The sequence below is a fragment of the Bdellovibrio bacteriovorus genome (assembly GCF_002208115.1).
Taxonomy (GTDB): Bacteria; Bdellovibrionota; Bdellovibrionia; order Bdellovibrionales; family Bdellovibrionaceae; genus Bdellovibrio; species Bdellovibrio bacteriovorus_C.
In genome coordinates this window covers 3,360,595-3,383,340 of the sequence record NZ_CP020946.1, presented here as the reverse complement: position 1 = coordinate 3,383,340, position 22,746 = coordinate 3,360,595, and the positions used below count along the sequence as shown (strand labels likewise).

Sequence of the window (22,746 nt, the reverse complement as noted above, 5' to 3'; positions counted from 1 at the left end):
ATCTCCAAGGAACAACCAATCCTATGAAATTGCTAATGATTCTTCTGACCAGCATGGCTGTGCACGCCCAAGCGGCGTGGGACTTGAACGATGTCACTTATCTGATGCCTTTGCCCCAAACCGTGGGCGGGGATGGACTGCTTAAACTTGAAAGCCCGGCGCGCGGCGGGGCTTTGCTTCCTGTTTCGATGGTAAATCAGTTGCCGGTATTGGCCATTGATCGCACTCGTCCGGAAGTGAACAGCACTCTTCGTGTCATGGCGGTGCGAATTGATCCTTGCTTCCCGCTGCCGACTCCGCAGTCCTGTCAGCGTCAAATCCGCCTGGCGTGGCAGCCGATTGAAATGAATCGTCGGAACGAAGTTCAGACCGTCGATGCGGCTTTGCACAGCTTCTATGTTCTGCAGGACTGGGAGTTTGCGAATCTTCTGAAAGAAATCGACGCCTGGAAATCCAAACACTCCGTGAACACCAAGTACCTGCCTTTGCAGGTTCATCCGGCATGGGCGGCAGAAAAAGATTCTTCTGTGGCGCTGGCGGATTTTTACAAGATCATTTTGAAATACGCAGGTATTGAGAACTTCAGTCGTGTGACGGCGATGGTTTTGCGTGGCAACGGGGATATGTGGGCCTTTGCCGGTTTTGAACCGCGTAACAACAAACTGGAACTTTTGCCAATTCCTCGCCTGAACCGCCTGTCCCAGTCCTTTATCAACATGGCGGTACCGGCAGATCACTTCAGTGGTGGCGGGATCTCTCCGATTCCCAAAGGGGATGATACTTTCAATAATCTGGCGGCAGAATCCATCCGCATGGGGGAGGGCACCGAGGACACCATTCGTCAGGAAGTGCGCGCCGCCTTCCGCATTGAAAATCCCAAATTCTTCAATCCGGAAAACATGGACTGCGTCAGCTGCCACGTGGCCCAGCCAGCCATTCACTGGGTGTTGAACAAACGTCCGGATTTACAGGTTGAAAAACTGTGGAGCCAGGAAATTTACGGCAATCCAAAATATGATCTGAAAAACACAAGTGTCGAGATCTGGAATACCCAGCAGATTCGGGCTTTGGGTTATTTCGGGAAGAATGTGGCGATCAGCCAGCGCGTGATCAATGAGTCCGCCGAAGTGGCGGACTTCATCAACAGAATTACTGCGCCAAAGTCAGAGGAATAAGGTCTACAGCGAAGCGGGCCTTGTCCTGGTACTTGTACTCGATATCACCCGGCAGCAACACCGAGTTGTTCTCTGGATCATAAGTCCAGCCGCCATTGGCTTTGTTCGGAATCACCTGACCGCGACCGGCGTTCAGTTGTTCCGGAGTGCCGTAACGAACGCGGATCTGCAGGGATCCGTCAGCCGTTGCACGAGGGCGCTGAGTCAGGAAGATCTCTTTAGCCAGGGTCTTCTTTGTGATGTCAGAACCGATACGGGCCAGATCCTCACCAAAGTTTTTGTTCACAATACCCACGATGTATTTGGATTTGATCGCATCCGGGGCACCTTTGTCTTCGTTGGCGCGAACAATCAGCTCTTCCAGTTTCTCAGGGCCAAAGCCAGTGCAAGTGCCGTTGTTTTTCGGCGTCTTCTGAGTCATGTCGAAGCACTGTTCGTTGTACTTAGGGTGAATGCGCAAAGCCCAGTCTTTGTACTGATCAGAATCTGAGGCTTTTACCAAAGCACCATAAACCGCCAGCTTGTTGGCTTTGCCTTTTTTGAAATCCAGCAGAGTGCGGGCCATTTGTTCCGGAGTGATGCGGGACTGTTTAAATTCGTCAGCATCCGTCAGGAACACCACAACCAGTTGGGCGTCTTCACGGAAGAAGCCTTCATTCACACCACCACGGCCGGATTTTTCTAGCGCTGCCGTCAGAGGAGCGAAGAACTCTTCATCCTCCGGGCCGCCTTGAGCGTATGGGGCCACACCCAGATCCAGCGTGGAAGCCAGAAGGTGTTTTTCCTTTTTGGTCACGAAGCGTTTGTTGTAGTTCTGAGACTTGCCGTCTTTGATGTGGCGAAGTTCACCGATGCCGTATTTGTCTTTTTTGGTTGCAGAGAAACGCTCAGAGCTGTCCCACGTGGAGATCACACCGATCTGATAATCGATCATGGCGTTTTTATTGATCCCGTTGGTGAAACGATCCAGATTGCGCACCAGATTTTCCTGGGCGGATTTCATGGATTCAGAATTGTCCGTCACAAATAAAATGTCCACTTGTGGATTGAAATCAAGTTGGGACTGGCCACCGTCTTCAGTGATCCACTTGAATTCCTGCTGGGCCGGCATTTCATACTGAGGGATTTCAACCGGTGTTTCAGGGATAGGATCCTGCTGCACCATCAGGCCCGGGGATTCAGGACTGCAGGCCGTAACCAGCATCAAAGCAGATGTGTAAATGCAAAGAGCGATGATCTGTTTCACATTTTCCTCCTGATGTTCTGCGGGCAGGTTTTGGCTGCCACGTCGTACTTATCAAGTTCGTCAATCCACGGACGACCGTCGTCCATGAATACCAACTGATCTTCACCGGTTTTTTTGAAATCGCCCTTGGAGTAAAGCTCCTGAGCCAGTTTCATGTCGGTGTGGATTCTTTGAATGGCTTCAACTTCAATCAGATTCAGCCTCTGCACGATGCGGAAGTTCGCATCGGTTTCTTCCTGAGCCAGTTTTTTCAGGCGGGACTTCATCTTATCCAGACTGTCCTGCTGAATTTTGGTGACCTGGGACTGCAAAGTCGGGTGAGTGCCACGGTTTTGCAGAACCTCCAGAGCTTTTTCGGCGACTTTAAAGCGCAGCATCTGACCCTGAAGCTCGGTGTCCTTATAGTAAAGAACCGGAAGATCCAGCAGGGATTCTGCCACGTCGGAAGCTTTAACCGGGAAGCTCGTCACTTTGGTCAAAGCTTTAGCAAAGGCCGCATTCATGCCGGTCTTGGAAAGGTTTTGAACTTCCAAAATACGGGCCTTTTGTCTTTCTTTGAAAATCTCGTGAGTTTCAAAGACACCTTTGTAATCACAAATGCGCAATTGGGTCAGGGAACGCAGGAAGTACGCTTCCGAGTTCACGACTTCACCAAACTGAGGGCTGACCAGAGTTTTGGTTTGCGCCAGGGCTTTTTCAGAGTCATTTTGGCGGAAATAAGCCCAGCCTTTTTCCTCGATCGCCTGGAACCAATAATCACTGCCTTTAGGCACCTGATTGTAAAGCTTCAGGGATTCGTCAAAGTTGCCTTTGGCAAAAAGAACGCGGGCTTTTTTCATCGCGTCCTTGCTGGAGCAGTCTACACACTTTGGCAAAGCGTCTTTTTCAAGACTCTTAAAATCCAACAGCTTCAGAGCGTCGCCAGAGTTTTTGGAATTCAGGGCCGTTTCAAAAGATTTGCCCCAGTCCTTGATGGACAGCTTGTCGGCCGCACCTGCCACAGATGCAGAGCTGACCAAAGCCATCATCAAAATGTTTTTCAGGAACAAATTGCCGGAGATCATAAAATCCATCCAAGTCCCAAAGAACCAGTCACAGTGTCCAGAGTTCTGGAGCCAGTCACCGGTTGGTCTTTGTAAGTCTGGTATCTCATCTCGGCGCGAGCGGAAAGATTTTTGGTGATCCAGGCGCCCACACCAGCACCCGCCGTCATCAAAGCCGTCGTACCGCTGGAAAGAGTCATCTGACCACCACCTGCCAGCAGGTAAAGGTCAAACTGAGTCACACCCATATCAAGGAAGCTGGTTTTACCATAGATCGGATACCAGTTCACAACGGCCAGGGCGGCATTTTCAGGATAGTCGATATCCACCGCGTAAGCGCGGCCACCAGCTTCGTAGTTCTTGCGAGCTTGTTCAAACACGCGTTTACCTTCGTCCGTCAGGCTGTTACCGAAGTCCATGTAACGAACGCCCAAAGACCAGCGTGGAGTGATGTGATAGTCCATCGCAAGGCTCAGGGACTGAGTCTTCACGTAAGAATCACCACCGAAAGTGGAACCATAAGCCAAGCCGAACTCAACACGGTTTCTGCGCTCAACGATGCGGTCCTGCACGATGCGAGTGCGGGTTTGGGACTTGATGTTTTGAGCCATTTCAGCCAGCTCTTTGTTACCGCCCAAAGAATCAATGTCATCAGCCAGCGTCGCTTTTTTCGCGGACGCTTTGCCTTGAGCCATTGCTGGGGAGGCCATAAATGTTGCAGCGATCACGGACAGGGAAAGCAGTTTAAGTGTTTTCATGACTATTGTGCTCCTGTGGTTGCTTGACCCACTGCTGGAGGAGGAGTTGTTGGCTCCTGGGAAGCAAAGCGGATTTTAAGCTTGGACAGAGTTTCCGGTGTAGACAAGCTGTTCGGGCTGTAAGCTTTGAAGCTCAGACGAACACGCAGGCCGTTGGCGTTAACCATGAAGGACCCGTCTTTTGCCAGTTGCGGTTGAACAGAGATATTCTTGGTATCGAACACCAAAGAGAATTTCCATTTGGAGTCACCCAGGTATTCAGGATCTTTTTTGTTTTTGTCTGCAACAACGTGACGGGAACCATCCAGTTCCAGGAAGTCATTGCCTGTAGTGTAGCTGACACCGTCATAGCTGATCACCAGACGTGGTTTCTGAGCAGAACGACCGTCGATGCCCGGAACTTTCACTGTTACAGAGAACGGAATCTCCTGACCTTGCGCCACTTCAGCCGCAAGACCATCAACTTTCAGTTCAGAAGGAGCTTCCTGGTTTTTGAACAGGAACAGGTTCACTTCACGCTCACGAACCAGACCTTTGAGTTTGTCTGCGTTCTGCTGGCTGGAAACAGAAGTGATTTCAGCCACCAGTTTCACGTTGAAGGTTTTCATGTTTTCATTGGAAGAAACCGTGTAAAGAGCCGGGTTCCATTTCAAAAGATAAAGATCTTTTTCCGCCTGAGAAGCCGTCAAAGTTGCGCCTTCCGGCAGGTTTTTCGCTGTCAGGGAGATTTGTACGCCTGGAACAAGAACACGGGCGTAAACTTTAAACACACCTTCCTGGTCTTCGTTGAAAGTCATCTGGGCATCAGGAGTGATGACGATGAATTTCTGGTCGATGGTGGATTCTTCTTTCACCACCACAACCGGTTTTTCAACGATCACGGTGTTGGTTATTTCACGGGGTTTGTCCTGGCCGTGAGTGATCACGTCCTTGGAATGCTTTCTCAAAGTGTCCAGATCGAAAGCCTCACCTGTGGAAGTCTTTGATTCAGGAACCGGATTTTTATTCCAGTCACCGCAGCCAGACAGTACCAAAGTGACAGGGACAGCTAGAAGAGTGGTTTTAAGAAAGTTCATATTCTACCTCGCTTAGCGACTGCTTACGCGCATGAGTTCGAATGGATAAAGAACGTCCACATTTACATTTCCAACCGGACGGGGGAACTGCCATGTTTTCATGCGTTGAAGCATGCAGTTTTCCACCATGCGGGAGCCCAAAGAGGATTGCGCCACTTTGGCTGTGGTGATGCGACCTGCAGGGCCGATCACAAAGTCCACCGCCACACGTCCACCGATGGATGGCTGGGCCTGCAGACCTTTTTCATAGCAATAAACGATTTGACCTCTGTTTTTGTTGATCACGGCGATGATCTGATCGCGATCCAGACCACCTTCAACGCTGGCTTCTTCATCCAAAGGCAGGCTCACCGCAGAGGTGCCGCCAACCAACGAGATTTTGCCGTTACCAGCACGGCCACCGCCGATACCGGCTGTACCGTAACCACCAGCGCTGACCGCTTTGCCGCTGCCTTCACCGGCGGAACCGGCAATCAGGCCGTTACCCGGCATATAACCTTTGATACCGCCGCGACCGGCAGAACCAACGCCTCCACCGCCGCTGCCAACACCGGCAGAACGAATGGCTTTCATAGAGTTGTTATCCAGACCCTCGTAGCCACGTGTGCCTTTTGGTGTGCCACCCAAAGCAGCCAGAGCACCAAATCGGGAAACGTCTTTGGCTTTGGCCGTGTTTACTTTGTAAGGTTTGGTTTTCAGTTTCGCCTGAGCTTTCGGGCGATAGACTTTGTTGGTTTGTTTGATTTTTTTCTGGGATACCTGAACGTGCTGACGTGGTTCAGCCTTCTGAACGGGTTTTTCCTGAGGCAACTCAATCGTCACCAGCATTGGCTCTTCCGCTTTAGTGAAATAAGACGCCCAGATCCATGCACCCATCATCAGACTCAAGACGGCAGCCAAGTGAGCCAGCGAGGTTTTCTTAAGCATGATTTTCAGTTGTTCGTCGTCTTGTTCATCCGCCAGTTGATAAGTCGGGCTGTTTTGAGCAGAAGCATCAGCCACACGCAGACGGCCCAGGCCTTCAAGCGCCACACCCTGATCACCCATCTGGGAAAGATCCACGGTTTGCAGCAGACGGTATTCAATGTCGTTGGAATCAAGGGCCTGCAGGTTGGAAACAGCCTCAATACGACGGCTGTTTTTCAGGTAAACGATGTTCAGCGATTCGGAGTCCACAGCAAAGGTGCGGACTTTTTGTCCTAACCTGTTTTCGAGAATTAACAACTTTGCAGTACTCATATTTACGTCCTAGTTTCTTTTCTCGTCTTGGTCGATTTTGTCATCGAACCGGTTTCGGCCACCCAGGAGATCTTCAAGAAGCTTGTCGTTCTCTACGGTGGCTTTCGTATTCAGTGAGCTCTGGTACTTTCCTCTAAGCGCACTGCCATCAAATTTGAACGAGGTGCCGAGTTTGGGCCTGTGGCTTTGCTCTTTTTTCACCTTATTCGACCCTGTCGCTTTTTGAGACGCCAGGGAGGGTACCGCTAGTAGACTAAGCAAAAGGGGGGCCACAACAATCAGGGATTTCATAGGCTCTTTCCTTTCTGAATTTGATTTAAACGGGCTTCCAGGTAGGACGGCATCAGAGGGTGGCCCATTTTTGTCTCTAGGTATTTGAGGTTTTCCAAATCACGCACATTGGACGGGTTTTCAGACACGGATTTACGTGCAGAAACCAGGTCACGGCTAGAGAAGGAAGAAGAACCCAAAGCATCAGAAACCGCTGTTTTCATACGACCACGGCCCGGAAGGTCTTCCAGAATCTGCATTTCACGCAGAAGCAGTTTCTGGATTTCAGGGCGCGCCATTTTGTATTCAGCAGCCAGTTGACCCAAAGCCGGGGACTGAGCCCACAGTTCATCCATCTTCTGCTTCGCAGTGCGAGCCTTCAGAAGGTATGGCTTAGAGCGGCCTTTCAGCAGGTCCACGTACTGGCGCTGTTCTGCGGGGCTCAAACCTTTTGGCATTGGCAAAGAAGCCAGGTCTTTCACCAGGCGTTCATTTTCAGACGCCACGATATTCAACATAATGAGCTGAGCTGTGATGTCTTTCAGTGCCAAAGATTCTTTCAGCATGCCGTCGGCTTTCGCGGTCAGGTTCATGCGCTCTTGAATGGATTTTTGCACAGTGCGATCGTTCTTGCCATTCAACTGGTGGGAGGCAATCTTCGGATGGAAGTTAGCCACCTTGTTGTAGAAGTCCTGCTTCTGGAAGAACTGCGCCGCAGACTTGCGACGAAGTTCTTTCATTTCAAATACGGATTTCAAACCGGATTTGTCCATGGTGCGGGCGTAAACCAGCAAAGCAGTTTCGTTCAGCAGATCCGGCTTCTGTTTCAACTCTGGCGCCTGAGCTTTCAGCTCTTTCACCGGGTTGGAAGAAAGCAGAACCAGGCGGGATCTCATGATCAAAGAACGTTCACCTTTAAGACCGGCTTTCAAAGCAGCCTTATAGTGCTTTTCCGGATTCATTTCTGCCAGATCAGCCAGTGTTCCCAGGCGGAACTCACGGTCTTTTTCAGACACTTTTGGGGTACGGACCTGAGATGCCATGCGGTAAGCGTTTTTGAAATCCAGATGCTTTTCGTAATGAGCTGCCAGCTGTTCGCGCAGTTCATCCTTTCTGGATTCAGAAACTTCATTCATGGCAATCAAAGCCTGAATGGATTGGATATAGATTCCGTCTTCGCCGGTTTTCTGAGCCAGAACGCTGGCGTTGGTATAGAACAGAACTTTTTCAGCAGGCTTTGCTGTCGCCACGTCGGTGCTCATCACCTTCTTCAGGGCTTTTTTCATGTCTGAAGAAGACGATTTTGGATTGTTGGCAACAGAAGCGACCTCATTCATGAGGGCTTTGCGCGCCAGTGTTTCAAACTCTGCACGGTGAGCCGGGAAAAGCTTGGCGTAATCCCAAGCCCATTTTTGCAGAGACTCCTCGTCTTTCAACTGAGCTGCGGCATCCAAAGAAAGGTCTGCTGCTTTTTTACGTAGATCAGCAGAACCTTTTTTGTCTTCAGCCAGGTCGTTGAAGGCGACAGCGGCCTCCTTTAGCTGTTTTTGCTGATAGCTCAGGTAAGCCAGCTGGTAACGAACTTCAAAGGATTTTGCGTCATTGTCGGAATACTTCAGATAGTGAAGGTAAGCCTCACGACGCAGATTCAAATCCTGGGATTTTTCCGCTGCGGAAACTTCATTGTTCAAAGCCTCTTCACGTTCTTTGGCAGAGAACTTGCGGCTTTCGCTGATGCTGCGATAGATCTGGATTGCCAGTGGATACTTCTTCATGTCCATTGCGATTTGGGAACCGCGGTTGGCCATCTCGATGTCGGTTGGGAAAGTCTTGTTATAGATAACGTAAGCGTTCAGCAGATCCTGGTCCGGATTCAGCTTTTTCAGACGGTGAAGCTCTGTTACATAACGCTTCATCGTTTTCTGCAGCTCTTCACACTTGGATTCATCATCACAATCAGTGTTTTTGAAGGCTGCTGCCGCTTTGGCAAAGTCTTGCGTCGACTGTGTGGTCTGACCGCGGTCATAGTTCACTTGCGCCATGCGCACAAACGCCGACAGGCGCTCTGACTTGGTCAGATCCGGCTGTTCAAGATAGCGGTTCAGGATTTTATGGGCGGCCTGCTTTTGTCCCAGACGGTCCGCTTCGCTGGCAAAGTGATACAGCAACTCTTTGCGGTTCTGCGCCGGGGCGAGGGATTCAAACTGGGCAATTTCTTTGTCGTTGATTTCTTTGCGGGAATAGAAAGTCGCCAGATCACGCATGATATCGGCATGGAAAACCGGGTCGTATTTGGAGCCCTCTTCCGTGTCGCGGGTGATCAGGTGTTTGTTTTTAAGAAGCGTTTCCAGAATCGTGATCGCCGAGGAAAGTTTGTCCTCGTTGAAATCACACCAAGCCATGTTGTAAGTCACCAGGGCGCGGTTTTCCAGTTTGTCGTCTTTAAGAGCGATCACATAGTGATAACGGGCATCTTTGAATTTGTTCTTTTGGAACAACAGATCGCCCAAAGAGGCGTGGGAACGGGAAACAATCGCCGGATTGATTTTCTTGGCTTTGGCTTCCTTGATGATTTGTTCAAACAGACGAATCGCATTGTCGTTCTGACCGGCCATTTCGTACAAATGCGCCAGTTGGAACAGAATAGGTCCGTGTTCGTTCAGACTGACCTGACGAAGCAGTTCCTCATAGATACCAATGGCCTTCTGACGGTCGGCTTTCGATCCTTTGCAGCCGTCACAATTGGCTTCGACTTCCAGCATGAAGCGGTCCCGCCCACGTTCCGCCAGCAAATCGGCCAGGCGCTGCTGGGTCGGAACCCAGGATGGATCTTCCTTGCCAATGGCGGACAGGACCCGTTCCATTTTCTGGATAACCAGGTCCTGCGTTCCGGCGTTCATCTTGTCAGCAAGGGCAAGACGACCATTCAGAGCACCAAGGACTACGATACTGATCAGAGTGATTCGTCTTAGATTTTTCATTTGCCCGGCACCACTGCGAATTTAAGTTTTTCGATACCGGCGAGAGATCCGGCTTTTAACAGAGGATCCAGGTCGGCGTATCTCATTTCCGTGTCAGCTTGAACCATCAGTTCGAGTTCTTTTTCCTCGGTGTTCTTTTTCAGCTCCGCCAGCTTGTTTGTCAGGTCATTGGCGGCAACACGCTTGTCGTCAAGGAAGTAGCTCCCTTTTTCGATGCGCAGAATAGGGGTGACCTTTTCCACACCCTGGCTGTGATTGGCCGAAGGCAGTGTCATTTTATTTGGAATCTGTGTTTCCATCCCGCTGTTTTGAGTTCCGATCAACAGATAGATCACGATGATCGAAAACGCATCGATCAAGGACGTTAGTGGCAAAGCCAGAGCCAGCTCACGACGGAACAGGCCTTTCTTTTTGCCACCACTGCTCAAAGTCAGCGACTCAGTCATTGGCGAACGTTTAGGGGATGCCGCATTTTCCAATAGTGATTTTCTCATAGTTCCTACCCCAGCGGGGACAAGCCCACGCCTTCAAAGGCACTTTGTTTCAGGCGGTCCATCACGCGAATCACATCACCGTAGGAGGTGTTCGCTTCCGGGCGCACAACACTTGTTTTAAGATCCGGATACTGATCTCGCAGAGCCTTCAGCTTTCCTTCCAGCGCTTCCCAGTTCACACCCTTGGTGGATTTGGTAATGCGGGACTCAAGAACCTTGGCCTGGGGAAGATCACGCAAAGAGAGCTGAACGCCACCGTCAGCAGCCATCGTCACCCACAGTGAAGGGGGATTCTTGGCGCCGGCTGTGGAGTTGTCTCCAATAGCCTGCTTGGTATCCAGTGTCCCGATCTGGATCCACACCGCAGTCAGAAGCAAGAAGCAAATCATGACTGACAGGATGTCCAGAATGGGCAGGATGTTGATTTCGAAATTCAACTCTTTATTGCTGCTCATACAAGAGATCTTTCTTTCTTGTCAGAAACCGGAGCGTAGTGGAAACCCAGTTGGATGAACAAATTCAAAGACGCTTTATTAAGATCTTCTGACAGTTTGGTCGCACGATTCTGCAACACTGCATACATGATCAGAGCAGGCACGGCCACGATCAGTCCGTAAGCAGTTGTATTCATCGCCAAAGAGATACCATTGGAAAGAATGGCTGCTTTTTCAACCGGGTTGGCATTGGCAATACCGGCGAAAGAATGAATCAGACCGGTGATAGTACCCAACAGACCCACCAGAGTGGCCACGTTGGCAAACATCGCCAGGAAGCCGATGCGTTTTTCAATGCGGGAGTTTTCTTCCAGAAGGACTTCGTCCATCTTCAACTGGATTTCCTCTTTGCCGCCCATATCAATAGCCGCCTGAATACCAGCAGAAGCCACAACTCCCAATGGTTCTTTGGCGCTCAGCTGCAGGGAGCGGCGCAAAGCTTTGTCCAGATTGCCATTTTTGATGTCTTCAGCAATGGCTTTGGAAAGGTCTTTTTGGTTCACCTTGCGGTTTACAAAAAGAGCGATAGAACGTTCGGCGATAATCGCCACGGACACTACCTGAGCAGCCAAAATAGCCCACATCCAGAAAGCGTCAGAAGAAGTGAAAGCGCGACCAAGTGACAATAGGAATTCCATAAGTCCTCCGTTAAAAGAATCCGGAATCCTTATGAGCAAGGGGGGTGCCAGAGCCCAGTGTCTCAATACGAGGCCCCCACAGAACCCTGTGTGAATAATTTCAACAGCGGTGACGTTTTATGGCGTCACTGGCTCGTTTCAATTGGGGGGGGCGGGGGTTATTCCTCGATGGCGGAAATGATGTTTTCCCAGAGCATGGGATTGAGCAGTTCAGACCCGATCATCATCACGGGTTCGGCGTCTTTGGCGCGACCGCGTTTGGCTTCGGTGGGAAGATGCCCGGTGCCTCCGTGTTTTTCAAACCACGAGCGACGGATAGACAGGGAATTTGAGACGAAAACGTGAGGGAAGTGTTCCAGTTCTTTCTTGTTGGCGCGACCGTATTCAAATGTGGAAAGAACGTTGAACTTTTTCGAGGACTCGATGTGCTCCAGTTTCTGGAAGCCCAGTTCCATCAGATATTTGAATTTCTGACGGCCCGGCTGTTTGGAGGTGAAGATCAGATCCAGATTTCCGGAAAGGAAATTCGCTTCCAGTTCATTCAGGTCAAAGATGTCCAGGGTGATTTTTTTAACGCCGACTTCTTCAAAACAAAGACGGGACGTGTTCAGCGCAAAATCCGAAAGCCCTTCCAGGGTGCCGATATGCAGTTCGCCCACCATCTGGTTGTTGCTGATCCCCTGAAGTTCAGTTTCAAGACGACGGATGGATTTTTCAAAGATTTCGGAAAGCTGAAAGGCCACGGCGGTCCATCCGGACTTTCTTTTCGCCGAACGATCCAGCAGAACGATTTTCAGTTCGTCTTCAATCTTGGCGATGATACGGGAAAGCTGGGGCTGGCTCAGTCCCACGTGCAGGGCGGCGGCAGAAAGATTCTTAAAATTGACTGCTTTGGCCAGAACACTGAGTTCATAGTACAACTGTTGCATCTTATCTCCGTATCAGGGTTTTCTAATATAATTAAGAAACGCAAACATGCCCAGGAAGCCTGCGATGATATAGCCGATAAAGCTGATCGTCGGCATTCCGGCAATGTGGCTGACGGTATCGTGCACATACACGAACGAGGCGCTCATGATGAGGGCTGCGATAATCACACCCAGGAACAGCAGATTGGAAGAGCTTTCCACCGAGCGTTTCAGGTCTTTGATTTCCGTAACGTTCAGTTTAAAGGCATGATCCGGACTGTTCACCTTGCGCAGGAAGAAATTCAGTTGGCGAGGCAGGGCATTCAGGAATGTTTTTGATTCCCGCGCCATCTGCGACATATCGTTCAGAATTCTTTCCGGGCCGAAATGGGTCTTGGCCAGATCACCGGCAAATTCCAAAGAGTACTGAAGGAAATCAAAGTCCTTGTGAATTTTGCGGCCCATGCCTTCGATGGAAACAATCGACTTGAAGAACAGCATCAGGTCGGTCGGAACCTGAATGTGGTGGCGGGCAGCAATCCCGGAGGAGCGCATCAGCACTTTTCCCAGATTCACGTTTTTCAATGTCAGTCCAAAATAGGGCGCGATCAGCTCGCGCAGGTCCTTGGCAAAGATATCAATGTTCACCCGGTCGGTGAACGGTGCCAGATCCACGTATTCATAGGCCAGACGTTCATAGTCCTCTCGCGACAGTGCCAAAAGCATATTCGCAATGGAGGCCTGCGTGCGTGTGTTGAGGCGGCCCACGACGCCAAAATCAATCAGGCCGATTCTGTTTTCAGGCAGAACGAAGAAGTTTCCGGCATGAAGATCGCCATGAAAAAGGCCGTCTTCAAAGACCATCTTCAGATAGGCTTTAAGACCCCTGCGGATGACTTCTTCAGGATCGATACCGGGCTGCTGCAGTGAGGCTTCCTGACTGAGGGGAACCCCTGGCAGGGCCTCCATGATCAGGACGCGCTCGGTGGTCAGATCCAGATAGACCTTGGGGATTTTAACATTTTCATCATCGGCGAAGTTTTCCTGGAAGCGGCGGATGTTGTTGGCTTCAACAACAAAATTTGTTTCCAGCTCCAGGGTGCGGAAGTATTCATCCACGATCCCCACGGGATTGTAGGTGCGGGTTTCAGGAATATAAGTGACCAGCAGTTCCGCCAGCAGATAAAGAACATTCAAGTCATCGTTGATGGTCTGAATGATGCCCGGACGCTGAACTTTGATGACAACGTTTTCTCCGGTGCTCAGGCGAGCGCGGTGAACCTGGGCAATACTGGCCGATCCCAGAGGTTCTTGTTCGATGGATTCAAATTTCTGATAAAGGGAGTTTCCGAATTCTTCGCGAAGAACGGTTTCAATAGTTTCGAAGGACAGGGGTTGCACACGATCGTGCAGCTTCTCAAATTCAGTGACGTACTCATCGGGAACCAAGTCAGGGCGGGTGGCCAGCAATTGTCCCAGTTTTACAAACGTGGGACCCAGTTCCTCAAAACTCATTCTCATCCGCTCTGGCATCGAAAGTTCTTCGACGTCAGAGCTTGCGTTCAAACGCTGGATGATGAATTTACCGAGTTTTACCTTTTCCGCGACCTGGTGAAACCCGTGCTTTGCGAACACCCCCACGATCGTTCTCAGTCTTGCCGCGTTTTTTAGAGTCTTTCCGATCTGGCGTCCGGTGTTTAAGGCTGTCACTATTCTTCTCCGAATAGCCGTCATTATCCCGGAGTTTAGACTGTTCGGCAAACATCAATTTTTTACTGAGCTTTGGTTTGTCTGCAGCGTCCCCGTTGACTTGTTCGCGGTATCTCTCTGGACCAAGGATCATCTCGAGCAAGGTCTTGTCTGGACCCCGCTTTTCCTCGTTATCCAGTTGGCGTGGCTTCAGGTTGTACTGTTTTTCAACCTTGCGCAGCTTTTCAGCGCTTCCTTCAGGAGCATCCTTACGAACGTCACCGAAGAACTTGGACTTTCCAGGCTTCTGCTTGAAGCGGTCCGGGCCTTCCTCGCGGAAGTTCTTTTTGCCGAATTCTTTCTTCTTGCTGCCGAAGTCCTTGTTGCCAGCTTTTTTGTCAGCGCGTTTTTCGCCGCGTTCAAATTCACGGTCCTGATGTTTTTTCTTACCGTGACTGATGTGATCTTTAGGTCGTTTTTCAGACTTTTTTTCACCGTGCAAACGTTTCAGAACAGCCGCCGCGGATCTTTCCGCCGGAGTTCTGTCATCGTCGTGTTCTTCTTTTTCCAGTCCCGCCAGAGCAAAGTTGATCTGCCCGGCCTCTGGATCAGCGGCCACAACCTGAATACGGATGCTGTCGCCGATGGAATAGGCAAAGCCGGAACGTTTCGCCACCAGGCGCAGATTTTCCTCATCGAACTCGAAACGCTCGCCACCCAGATCATCCAGGCGTACCAAGCCGTCAATGTCATATTCACGAAGCAACACGAAGACGCCGAATTTTGCCACGGAGCTGATCATGCCGTCGAACTCCTGGCCGACGAATTTCTGCATGAAGCGGGCCTTCTTGATGGACTGAACCTGACGTTCGGCTTTGGTCGAGCGCTGTTCCGCCGCGGATAGAATGGTTCCGGCTGTTGCCAGATCATCTTCGCTCATCAGGCGATAGCGGGAATTGGGCATGACCTGGGTTTTAAGCAGACGATGCACGATCAGATCGGGATAACGACGAATCGGGGAGGTGAAATGAGTGTAGAACTCAAACCCCAGACCGAAGTGGCCGACGTTGTTCATGCTGTACTTCGCCTGACTCATGGATCGCAGGGTCAGGATGTTCAGGATCTGCGCTTCCGGACGGCCTTCAAACTCTTCCAGCGCCTTGGTCAGGCGTTTTTGCAGTTTTCCGCTGCCAAGTTTGGTCTTACCACCGAAGTTCGCCAGATATTTTTCCAAAGTGCGAATCGCCATTTCATTTGGCGGTTCGTGAATACGGTACAAAGCGGGGATTTCACGACTGTGCAGGAATTTGGCCACTGCGACGTTCGCAGCCAGCATCATTTCTTCAATCAGACGATGGGCAAACAGGCGCTCAGAGCGCTGAATGTCCACCGGAACTCCGGCACCGTCGATAACCAGTTCGGTTTCCGGGATTTCCAGATCCAGGGAACCTTCCTTAAAGCGTTTGGCCATAAGGATCTTCGCAAGGTCAGAAAGACGCAGAATGTGCTCTTTGACGTGTTTGTGTTTTTCAACTTCGCTGCCGTCGATAATTTCCTGGGCTTCACCGTAAGTGACACGGGCTTTGCTTTCCATCACGGCTTCATAGAAGTCGGATTTGACAAGCTCGCCGGTGAAATCAAACAGCATCTCAGCCACCAGGCACAGGCGCGGCACGTGAGGATTCAGGGAGCAAAGACCGTTACTCAGAACTTCCGGCAGCATCGGTACCACAAAGTTTGGCATGTACACCGAGGTGCCACGCTCGTAGGCGTCTTTGTCGATAGCGGTCCCGATTTTGACGTAGTGGCTGACGTCGGCGATGGCGACATAAAGCAGGAAGCCCTCATTCAGGGTTTCCACGTAAACAGCATCGTCAAAGTCTTTGGCGGTGGCGCCGTCAATTGTGATCAGGGCTTTGTCGCGCAGATCGCGGCGGCCTTTGAAGTCTTTTTCGTCAGGAACTTCTGTGAAGTGTTCGGCCTCTTCCAAAGTGGCTTTTGAAAACTCCAGAGGAATATTGTTGGCGCGAATCACACGTTTCAGGTCTGTCAGCGGATCCATGGCGTCACCGATGATTTCGGTGACTTTGCCGGTGAATGGTTTGCCGTCATCGGGATAGCTGGTGATTTCGGCAGCGACCAGTTCTTTGTCCTTGGCCTGCATAGAGTCTTCGATCTTGATTTTAAGATCCTGACCCCAGCCTTTGCCTTCATCGCGGATAAGTCCGGTGCGCTCGTTCATTTTGAAGAAGCGGCCCACCACGGTTTTGGTTCCACGACTTAGAACATGATCAAGTTCACCACGGAATCTTTCGCCCCCTTTTTCGGGAGTGACTTCCACGGCGACTTTATCATTGGTCATGATGCCTTCCATGGAGTGGCGGGGAATGTAGACGTCGGGGTGTTCTTTGTCGTCGGGGATGAAAAATCCAAATCCGTCAGGATGTCTTTTGATGGTGCCAGTGAGGATTTTTTTCTTTTGCATTACAGGCTGTATTTCCTTTTATTTGAGATTAGCACAAGTTACGCAGGCTTAAAGTAGAATCTTTTTTGCTGACTTGTGATCGAACAGTGAATGGAACTTAGAGATTGGATCAAGATTCGCAGAGGAATCTTTTCTAAGAGATGTGGCTTTAAGATAGCGGAATTGCCGAAAAAATGCAACTGCGGACTATTGTGAGTGCTTTCGGTAGCTTAGACAGAGAACGGGGGCCAGAGGCCCCCGTCATGCGGACTGAAAATTAGAAGTGCGCCAGGGCACCCAGGGTTACAACGCTGGCTTTGTCGGTAGCTGCGCCATCGCCATCAACGAACGCGTCTTCATTAGACATGTCCTGACGGTACTCCACATACAGATTGAAGTTGTCGTTAAGGACGAACTTGTCTGTCACGCTGATAGAGTTCACAGTGTCAGCCGCGCCATAACCGATTTCGTTGGCGCCGCGGACCATCTCATAACGCAGACCCAGGTTGTTACGACCTAGACCATAAGTCAGTAGAACCGTGGTGGCATCAGACCAGTGCAAGCGATCGCCATCTGGTTTTGTCGTCAAAGAATCATAGATCAATGCAGCCAGGAAGTTTTCAGTGATCTGGTAAGAAGCCCACACGCTGGAAGATGATCTTTCCGTTTTAACGCCTGATGGATCATCCGTGCCCAGATAGTAACCCGCAAACCATGTCAGACCTGCGGCTTTGCCAGTTGCAGACAGTTCTGTTGTTTTGGTCGGAGAATAGTCTTCGCCGAAAGCTCCGTAAGCCGCTTGGTTATAAGTGGACAAAGTTGCCGTCAGCCAGTCGCCAGCCACATACTTTGCACGCAAACCCTCACCATAACCAGGCACGATGCTTTGATATGCAATGGTGTTGCTGTAGAACGCGTTTTCATACTTCATCAATGATTCATAACCCATGGTGGTCAGGAAACGACCGAAACCTATATATAAATTAGGCATGGCTTTATAAAAGATCTCTGCCTGGTCCAGCATACCAAAGTTCGCAGTTTTGCTGTCAGTAGGAGAGGACTGATAAGCCGTCGGCGCATAGTTCAGACGGGTTACGAAGTAAACTTGTTCGGTTTCCTTACTGATCAGCACCTGAGCGTTACGCAAGCGGTACGCCTCATTAGTAACACCGTCAGAATTCTGCAGGGCTGTATCTTTCGTGGAAAGGAAGCTGTAATCAAAAGCAACCTCTCCGTTAACAGTCAGGCCAGAGATTTCTGCAGCTTGTGCACTGAAACTGCCAAGCACCAGCAAAGCGGACAATAGCATTGGGATCTTCACATGAACTCCTTATATATAAGTTCAAAAAATGGTTAAGTTTGGGAAAAAGATTATGACTGAGGTCTTGTTGTGTAACGTAAAATGTTTGTAAAGCTAGACCTTGATCCAGCATTCCAGACCCAAATGGAGCTTTTGCGTCAATTGTCGTTTTTGCATTTTATTTTGGACCAACAAACAGCAGACAATTCACAACACTATGCATCTTTCCCGAGGAAAAATTCGCAGTTTTACTTTTTCAATGAAAGCCGCTACTGGCGCGAGTTTTACTGGAATAAAAACTTTAAAAAAGCGGATTTTTTGGCGAGGGTTCTTGGTAACAAAGTCCTGTGGAGTTGAAGTCACAGTCCTGATGCGTCTTTCGGCTTTTTGGGTGCGCTGAAAACTTACCGAAAATTTTTGTTGTTGATCTTGGAACTGGTCCTCATTAGCATTTTTTGTGTAAACGATTAAAGCTTTTAATGGATTTAAAAGTTCATAAGATTGCAACGAAACGAAAGGATGCAACAATGAAAAAGATTCTAGTAGCAGCAGCTTTGACTATGGCAGCAGCTCCAGCAGCAATGGCTTCTAAAGCACGTGTAGAGGCTTTGGCTAACTCACGTCACGTTTTGGATTTCCAAACTGCGTTTGACAGACCTTACCAATTCATGGCGCTTTCTGAACAAGCGACTATCGAATGGGGTGGTACTGGTGATGCAGCAGCTCCTCACGCTGAAGGCGGTTTCGTAAAACGTCACGGTGACGATTCTGCATTCGGTGCTTACTTCGGTCGTCGTTCTGCTGATTTCACTAATGCAATCGACACTGCAAATGCTCAAATCGAAGCTCTTGCAGCTGGTAACGGTTTGTTGATGAAAGAACAAAACGGTCTGAACCTGTTCTACGCTTCCAAAATGGGCGACTGGACTTGGGGTGTGACTGCGAAGTACTCCAACGGTAAAAATGACTCTATCGAAGCTAAATCCTCTTCCATGGGTGTTGCAGTTGCAGCTTCCAATGGCACTTGGGACTTCGAATTGGTTCAAGGTTTCACTGGCAAATCTGAATTCGACAATGGCGTAGTTGATGCTGAAGTTGAATCCAAAGGTTTGACTAACGTAACTGTTGGTTACCACGTGTCTCCAGAAATGGAAGTTTACGGTAACGTAAAAATGTCCAAAGTTGAAGGCGACATCAACGGGACTACTCAAGAAGTTGAAACAACTTCCTACAAATTGGGTATGGTTAACACTCTTTCAAAATCTGAAGAAGGTAACTTCTTCTACGGTGTAGAAGTAGCTTCTTCTAAAACTAAAGATGTTGAAGAGTCTTTGACACTTCCAGTTTACATGGGCGTAGAAGCTAACGCAGCTTCTTGGTTGGTTCTTCGTGCATCCGTTGGTCAAAACGTGATCCTGAATGAAACTAAAGACGACGCTTCTGGTGACAAAGAAGACCTTGATTCTACATTCGCAGCTGCGGGTGCTGGTTTCAAATTCGGCAAAAGCTTGCTTGATGTTACATTCAAAGGTGTAGCAACAGGTTCCTTCGATGCGAACGCAAACATGTTCGGTCAAGTTGCTTACACTTACACTTTCTAAGACCTAGTCTTAAAGTATAAGAACTCAAAGCCCAGGTAACCCCTGGGCTTTTTGTTTTTGTAGAAGAGCAGATCCCTTCTTTTCCGCTCCTGATCGCCCGTTCGGCCGATATCTTTCTGTTCTGTATTCTGAAAAACTCAAGAAAAACTCAAATAGATGAGTGAAGTAAACTCTTATAATGTCTGCGGACTAAGTTAATGTTAGTTTACTTTTTAACATAGCTTTAACAATAAAGCGTTGAACTGATTTCTTTAGTGGTAATATTGAACGTTGGAAGGAGCCATGGAGAAAAAGATACTTCTTGTTGATGACAACAAGGATTTCGCCCTGCTTTTTCAGGCTAAATTCAGTCATTTGGGTAAGATTGAGTGTGCTTCCTCTTTCGCAGAAGCGATGCGAATGATTGAAAGCCAGTCGTGGGATTTGTTTTTCCTGGATCACACGCTGGATGAGCACACTTGTTTTGAGTTGATCCCCGCAATTCGCGAGCGCAGCCCGCGCGCCTTTATCATGATTGTTTCTGGAAACGCCGACAAAGACATGGCCATCCGGGCTGTTAATAGCGGCGTCAGTGGTTTTTTGGAAAAGCCCATCAATGAGGGCGATCTGCAGAGTCGACTGGCTGCCATTGGCTGGTATGAAGCCCATATTTCATTGGATGATAAAAATCGTTGTATCTATGTGTCCGGCAACAGTCATTCCCTGACGAAAGTGGAATACATGATTCTAAGAGTTCTGATGGATAAAAAGAACCAGTTGGTTACGCGTGTAGAACTGGAAGAAAACATCTGGGGCGGACGCCACATTGTTAAGAACTCTCTGGACACTCATTTATACAATCTGAAGCGCAAGGTGCCCGAGCTAAAAGGGCGACTGTCGTCGATACACGGAACCGGATACTTGTTGAAGATCTAATAAGAGCCCCACTCCGAAAAGAGTGGGGTTTTTGTTTTTTGAAGGTCTAAAAAAGGGAAAACCCAAGCCCTGGGGGAAGGCTTGGGTTTGGGGGAACTTGAATTAAATTAGCTAATTACTGGATACCAGAGTTTGTAGCAGTTTTAACAACCTTCACAGTCGGGGAGAATTTGGACTGGGAAGCTGTGTGAGCGTGACGGCCCATGTTTGCTTTGTCTGCACATTTGGTAGCACCGAAAGAAGCTGTAGCTGACATTGTGATGATTGCTGCTGTGATGATTTTAGTGAATGTCATTTTGAACTCCTTTGTAACAAGCGGTATACATACACCTATTGCTATGACCGTGCCATGTCGGCTGTTTAAAGATGAGAATCCTTCGACCTGCTGTCAGGCACTTAGCAAGCGCGATTCTCAGTGTGAGACTGGCCTGACACTTTGAGCCCAAGAGCGCGCGCACCTGTTAGAAAAGTGACGGAGAAGCCTCTAGTGCAACCGCTTTATAAATCCATCTATCTCATTTTGATCGCCATGCTTTCAATTCAGTTTGGCGCTTCGGTTGCTAAAGGTCTTTTCCCGGTGGCGGGACCTGCGGGCACAACGGCCCTGCGGGTTTTCATTTCTGCTTTGATCCTGGTTTTGGTGATGCGTCCGTGGCGGGAAAAATTCACTGCGTCCGGCCTTCGCCGTATCGCTGCCTATGGTATTTCCCTGGGCCTGATGAATCTGCTGTTCTATTTTGCCCTGGAACGTATTCCTCTGGGAATCGCTGTAGCATTGGAATTCACAGGTCCGCTGACGGTGGCGCTGCTTTCCTCCAAACGAATTTTGGATCTGGTGTGGGCGGTCCTGGCGGGCCTGGGTATCTATCTGATACTGCCATTATCTGAAGTCAGTCAGGCTTTGGATATGGTCGGAGTGCTGTTGGCTTTGGGCGCGGGGCTCTTCTGGGCTCTTTATATCGTCTTTGGAAAATCGACGGGAAAAGAAAATTCTTCTTCGGCGACGGCAGCGGTGGGAATGTGTTTTGCCGCCGCAGTGACTTTCCCTGTGGGACTTTACACAAACTTTGATCAAGTTGTGGATCCGTCATTGTGGATGATAGGATTTGTGATCGCGATTCTTTCAAGTGCATTACCATACTCACTTGAAATGAAAGCGATGCAGAACATGCCGGCAAAGACCTTCGGGATATTGATGAGCCTGGAGCCAGCGTTTGCAACAATGATCGGAATACTGTTCTTAAGTGAATCTTTGATGCCATCCCAGTGGCTGGCCATCGGATGTATTATGGCGGCCTCGGCAGGCAGCACCCTGACGGCGCGGTAAGCGAAGGACTGCCTGAGAACGCAAAAGACCCGGCGTTCGCCAGGTCTTTGCTTTTGTTCTTTTCTCTTTGTCTATTTGCACTCTGTCGCTTGTTCGCCTTTTACAATTTTGCAGGCCATGGTTCTCAGGTTTGAGACCTCCAGCCAGGCTTCGTTAACCTGGTCACCTGATTCTGAGAGCTCAGCCGATTCACGAAGAATCTCTGCTTCGACAATGATCTTACCCAGTTGGCCGACGCGTTCGACGCCATCATGTTCGTACTCAACGTCTGCCTGATCCTGCAATTCCGCGATCTCATGAATCATTCTCTGCATGTCATTCATCTGAGCGGTGATGATACGGCTTTCTTCCAGCTCCTGCGCCATGGATGACGCCGGAGCTATCAGACAAAATACAATCAGCGGTGTTAGTAACTTCATTTTCATGACGCCCGCCCTGATTAGTATCTCAGTTCAGGGTGAACACGCAGACCCTGAATTTGATTTCTTTCGTCCATCTCATTCAAGGACTGCCATCTTTCATCAAGATCTCCGGAAAGCTTCTGTAGCATTTTGGAGTTGTGCTTATTCATGTCGCGAAGTTTCTTGGCCTCGCTGACTGTTCTTAGCACTTCTTTATTCAATTGAGGCTGACTTACATCTTTTAATCTCTCAATTTTGGAGATTTTAACGCTCACTTCACTGATAAGTTGGCGCTCTTTCATATCTTCTTCAGCGGCGTAAGTTTTGGTGAGCTGATTCAGATTGTCGAACTCCACGGCGTCAAGTTTGCCGTCGGTATTCAGTGCGCACTCTTCGCAGCCGTTCGCAGCTTCAGTGGCTTCCACTTTTCCCAATTGAATTTCGCGGTAGATTTCATCCTGTTCGAAATTCTCTGCCATCGCCTTAACAGAACCCAGAACCATAATGACAGCCATCGCCAATACAATCTTCTTTTTCATGCTCTCTCTCCTTAATAAAAGTTTTTCTCCAACTTTGAAGAGTGCGAGCTTTGTGCCCTGGCCAAACGAAGCCTGGAAGAGCTGGGCGTCTAAAAAAATGACAGAGGCCTTGCAGCGGCATACAGGCCCCGAGGTCAGTTTCAGAATGAGACAATAAGAAAAGCCCGCTTTTGGCGGGCCTTCGGGGG

At 49.4% G+C, this 22,746-nt stretch carries 21 protein-coding genes; 4 read left to right on the top strand and 17 right to left on the bottom strand.

The features are described 5' to 3' along the window. Positions 1 to 23 precede the first annotated feature (23 nt). Complete coding sequence (locus B9G79_RS16255; RefSeq protein ID WP_232468815.1) at positions 24 to 1,175, top strand: hypothetical protein; 1,152 nt, start codon at positions 24 to 26, stop codon at positions 1,173 to 1,175. On the opposite strand, the gene B9G79_RS16250 is transcribed toward B9G79_RS16255, so the two are convergent. From B9G79_RS16250 to B9G79_RS16185, 14 genes are all read right to left on the bottom strand, one after another. Continuing rightward, the gene (locus tag B9G79_RS16250; RefSeq protein ID WP_088566426.1) at positions 1,150 to 2,421 is read right to left on the bottom strand and encodes a hypothetical protein; all 1,272 of its coding nucleotides are present in this window, start codon (positions 2,419 to 2,421) and stop codon (positions 1,150 to 1,152) included. The genes B9G79_RS16255 and B9G79_RS16250 overlap by 26 nt on opposite strands. Further along, complete coding sequence (locus tag B9G79_RS16245; RefSeq protein WP_232468814.1) at positions 2,418 to 3,494, bottom strand: tetratricopeptide repeat protein; 1,077 nt, start codon at positions 3,492 to 3,494, stop codon at positions 2,418 to 2,420. The genes B9G79_RS16250 and B9G79_RS16245 overlap by 4 nt, the downstream gene beginning before the upstream one ends. Beyond that, a complete protein-coding gene (locus B9G79_RS16240) occupies positions 3,482 to 4,222 on the bottom strand; it encodes an outer membrane beta-barrel domain-containing protein (RefSeq protein ID WP_088566425.1) in 741 nt (246 codons plus the stop codon). The genes B9G79_RS16245 and B9G79_RS16240 overlap by 13 nt, the downstream gene beginning before the upstream one ends. 2 nt (positions 4,223 to 4,224) lie before the next feature. Further along, positions 4,225 to 5,298 (bottom strand): hypothetical protein, encoded by a 1,074-nt coding sequence (locus B9G79_RS16235; protein ID WP_088566424.1) that lies wholly within the window; start codon positions 5,296 to 5,298, stop codon positions 4,225 to 4,227. A 12-nt stretch (positions 5,299 to 5,310) separates the two neighbouring features. After that, the gene (locus tag B9G79_RS16230; protein WP_232468813.1) at positions 5,311 to 6,537 is read right to left on the bottom strand and encodes an AgmX/PglI C-terminal domain-containing protein; all 1,227 of its coding nucleotides are present in this window, start codon (positions 6,535 to 6,537) and stop codon (positions 5,311 to 5,313) included. Positions 6,538 to 6,546: 9 nt separating this feature from the next. Continuing rightward, the gene (locus B9G79_RS16225; RefSeq protein WP_041576864.1) at positions 6,547 to 6,828 is read right to left on the bottom strand and encodes a hypothetical protein; all 282 of its coding nucleotides are present in this window, start codon (positions 6,826 to 6,828) and stop codon (positions 6,547 to 6,549) included. Continuing rightward, on the bottom strand, positions 6,825 to 9,788 hold the full coding sequence (locus B9G79_RS16220) for a tetratricopeptide repeat protein (protein WP_088566423.1): 2,964 nt from the start codon (positions 9,786 to 9,788) through the stop codon (positions 6,825 to 6,827). Before B9G79_RS16220 ends, B9G79_RS16225 begins: the two co-directional genes overlap by 4 nt. Beyond that, the gene (locus tag B9G79_RS16215) at positions 9,785 to 10,282 is read right to left on the bottom strand and encodes an ExbD/TolR family protein (RefSeq protein WP_088566422.1); all 498 of its coding nucleotides are present in this window, start codon (positions 10,280 to 10,282) and stop codon (positions 9,785 to 9,787) included. Before B9G79_RS16215 ends, B9G79_RS16220 begins: the two co-directional genes overlap by 4 nt. Positions 10,283 to 10,287: 5 nt before the next feature. After that, positions 10,288 to 10,737 carry an ExbD/TolR family protein gene (locus B9G79_RS16210; protein WP_011163008.1) on the bottom strand — a complete coding sequence of 150 codons (450 nt, stop codon included), beginning with the start codon at positions 10,735 to 10,737 and terminating at the stop codon, positions 10,288 to 10,290. After that, the gene (locus tag B9G79_RS16205) at positions 10,734 to 11,414 is read right to left on the bottom strand and encodes a MotA/TolQ/ExbB proton channel family protein (protein WP_232468812.1); all 681 of its coding nucleotides are present in this window, start codon (positions 11,412 to 11,414) and stop codon (positions 10,734 to 10,736) included. Before B9G79_RS16205 ends, B9G79_RS16210 begins: the two co-directional genes overlap by 4 nt. A gap of 158 nt (positions 11,415 to 11,572) precedes the next feature. Continuing rightward, the gene (locus B9G79_RS16200) at positions 11,573 to 12,343 is read right to left on the bottom strand and encodes a LysR family transcriptional regulator (protein ID WP_088566420.1); all 771 of its coding nucleotides are present in this window, start codon (positions 12,341 to 12,343) and stop codon (positions 11,573 to 11,575) included. A gap of 12 nt (positions 12,344 to 12,355) precedes the next feature. Then, positions 12,356 to 13,963, bottom strand: a complete 1,608-nt coding sequence (locus B9G79_RS16195) for an ABC1 kinase family protein (RefSeq protein WP_232468811.1) — start codon at positions 13,961 to 13,963, stop codon at positions 12,356 to 12,358. Next, on the bottom strand, positions 13,905 to 16,496 hold the full coding sequence (rnr, locus tag B9G79_RS16190) for a ribonuclease R (RefSeq protein ID WP_088566418.1): 2,592 nt from the start codon (positions 16,494 to 16,496) through the stop codon (positions 13,905 to 13,907). The genes B9G79_RS16195 and rnr overlap by 59 nt, the downstream gene beginning before the upstream one ends. A 256-nt stretch (positions 16,497 to 16,752) precedes the next feature. After that, positions 16,753 to 17,796 (bottom strand): outer membrane beta-barrel protein, encoded by a 1,044-nt coding sequence (locus B9G79_RS16185; protein ID WP_232468810.1) that lies wholly within the window; start codon positions 17,794 to 17,796, stop codon positions 16,753 to 16,755. Positions 17,797 to 18,302: 506 nt separating this feature from the next. On the opposite strand from B9G79_RS16185, the gene B9G79_RS16175 reads away from it, so the two are divergent. Both B9G79_RS16175 and B9G79_RS16170 read left to right on the top strand, forming a co-directional pair. Further along, positions 18,303 to 19,376, top strand: coding sequence for a hypothetical protein (locus tag B9G79_RS16175; RefSeq protein ID WP_088566415.1), 1,074 nt, complete (start codon positions 18,303 to 18,305; stop codon positions 19,374 to 19,376). Between the two features lie 282 nt (positions 19,377 to 19,658). Further along, entirely contained in the window at positions 19,659 to 20,291 is a 633-nt protein-coding gene (locus tag B9G79_RS16170) for a response regulator transcription factor (protein ID WP_088566414.1), read from the top strand. A gap of 115 nt (positions 20,292 to 20,406) precedes the next feature. Here the strand turns inward: B9G79_RS16170 and B9G79_RS16165 are convergent, their stop codons facing one another. Further along, positions 20,407 to 20,586 (bottom strand): hypothetical protein, encoded by a 180-nt coding sequence (locus B9G79_RS16165; protein ID WP_088566413.1) that lies wholly within the window; start codon positions 20,584 to 20,586, stop codon positions 20,407 to 20,409. A gap of 234 nt (positions 20,587 to 20,820) precedes the next feature. Between B9G79_RS16165 and B9G79_RS16160 the strand changes: the two genes are divergently transcribed. Further along, the gene (locus B9G79_RS16160) at positions 20,821 to 21,618 is read left to right on the top strand and encodes an EamA family transporter (protein WP_420042859.1); all 798 of its coding nucleotides are present in this window, start codon (positions 20,821 to 20,823) and stop codon (positions 21,616 to 21,618) included. 71 nt (positions 21,619 to 21,689) lie between these two features. Here the strand turns inward: B9G79_RS16160 and B9G79_RS16155 are convergent, their stop codons facing one another. Both B9G79_RS16155 and B9G79_RS16150 read right to left on the bottom strand, forming a co-directional pair. Continuing rightward, positions 21,690 to 22,043 carry a hypothetical protein gene (locus B9G79_RS16155; RefSeq protein ID WP_157678800.1) on the bottom strand — a complete coding sequence of 118 codons (354 nt, stop codon included), beginning with the start codon at positions 22,041 to 22,043 and terminating at the stop codon, positions 21,690 to 21,692. 14 nt (positions 22,044 to 22,057) lie between these two features. Then, the gene (locus B9G79_RS16150) at positions 22,058 to 22,558 is read right to left on the bottom strand and encodes a hypothetical protein (protein WP_088566410.1); all 501 of its coding nucleotides are present in this window, start codon (positions 22,556 to 22,558) and stop codon (positions 22,058 to 22,060) included. Positions 22,559 to 22,746: the final 188 nt, after the last annotated feature.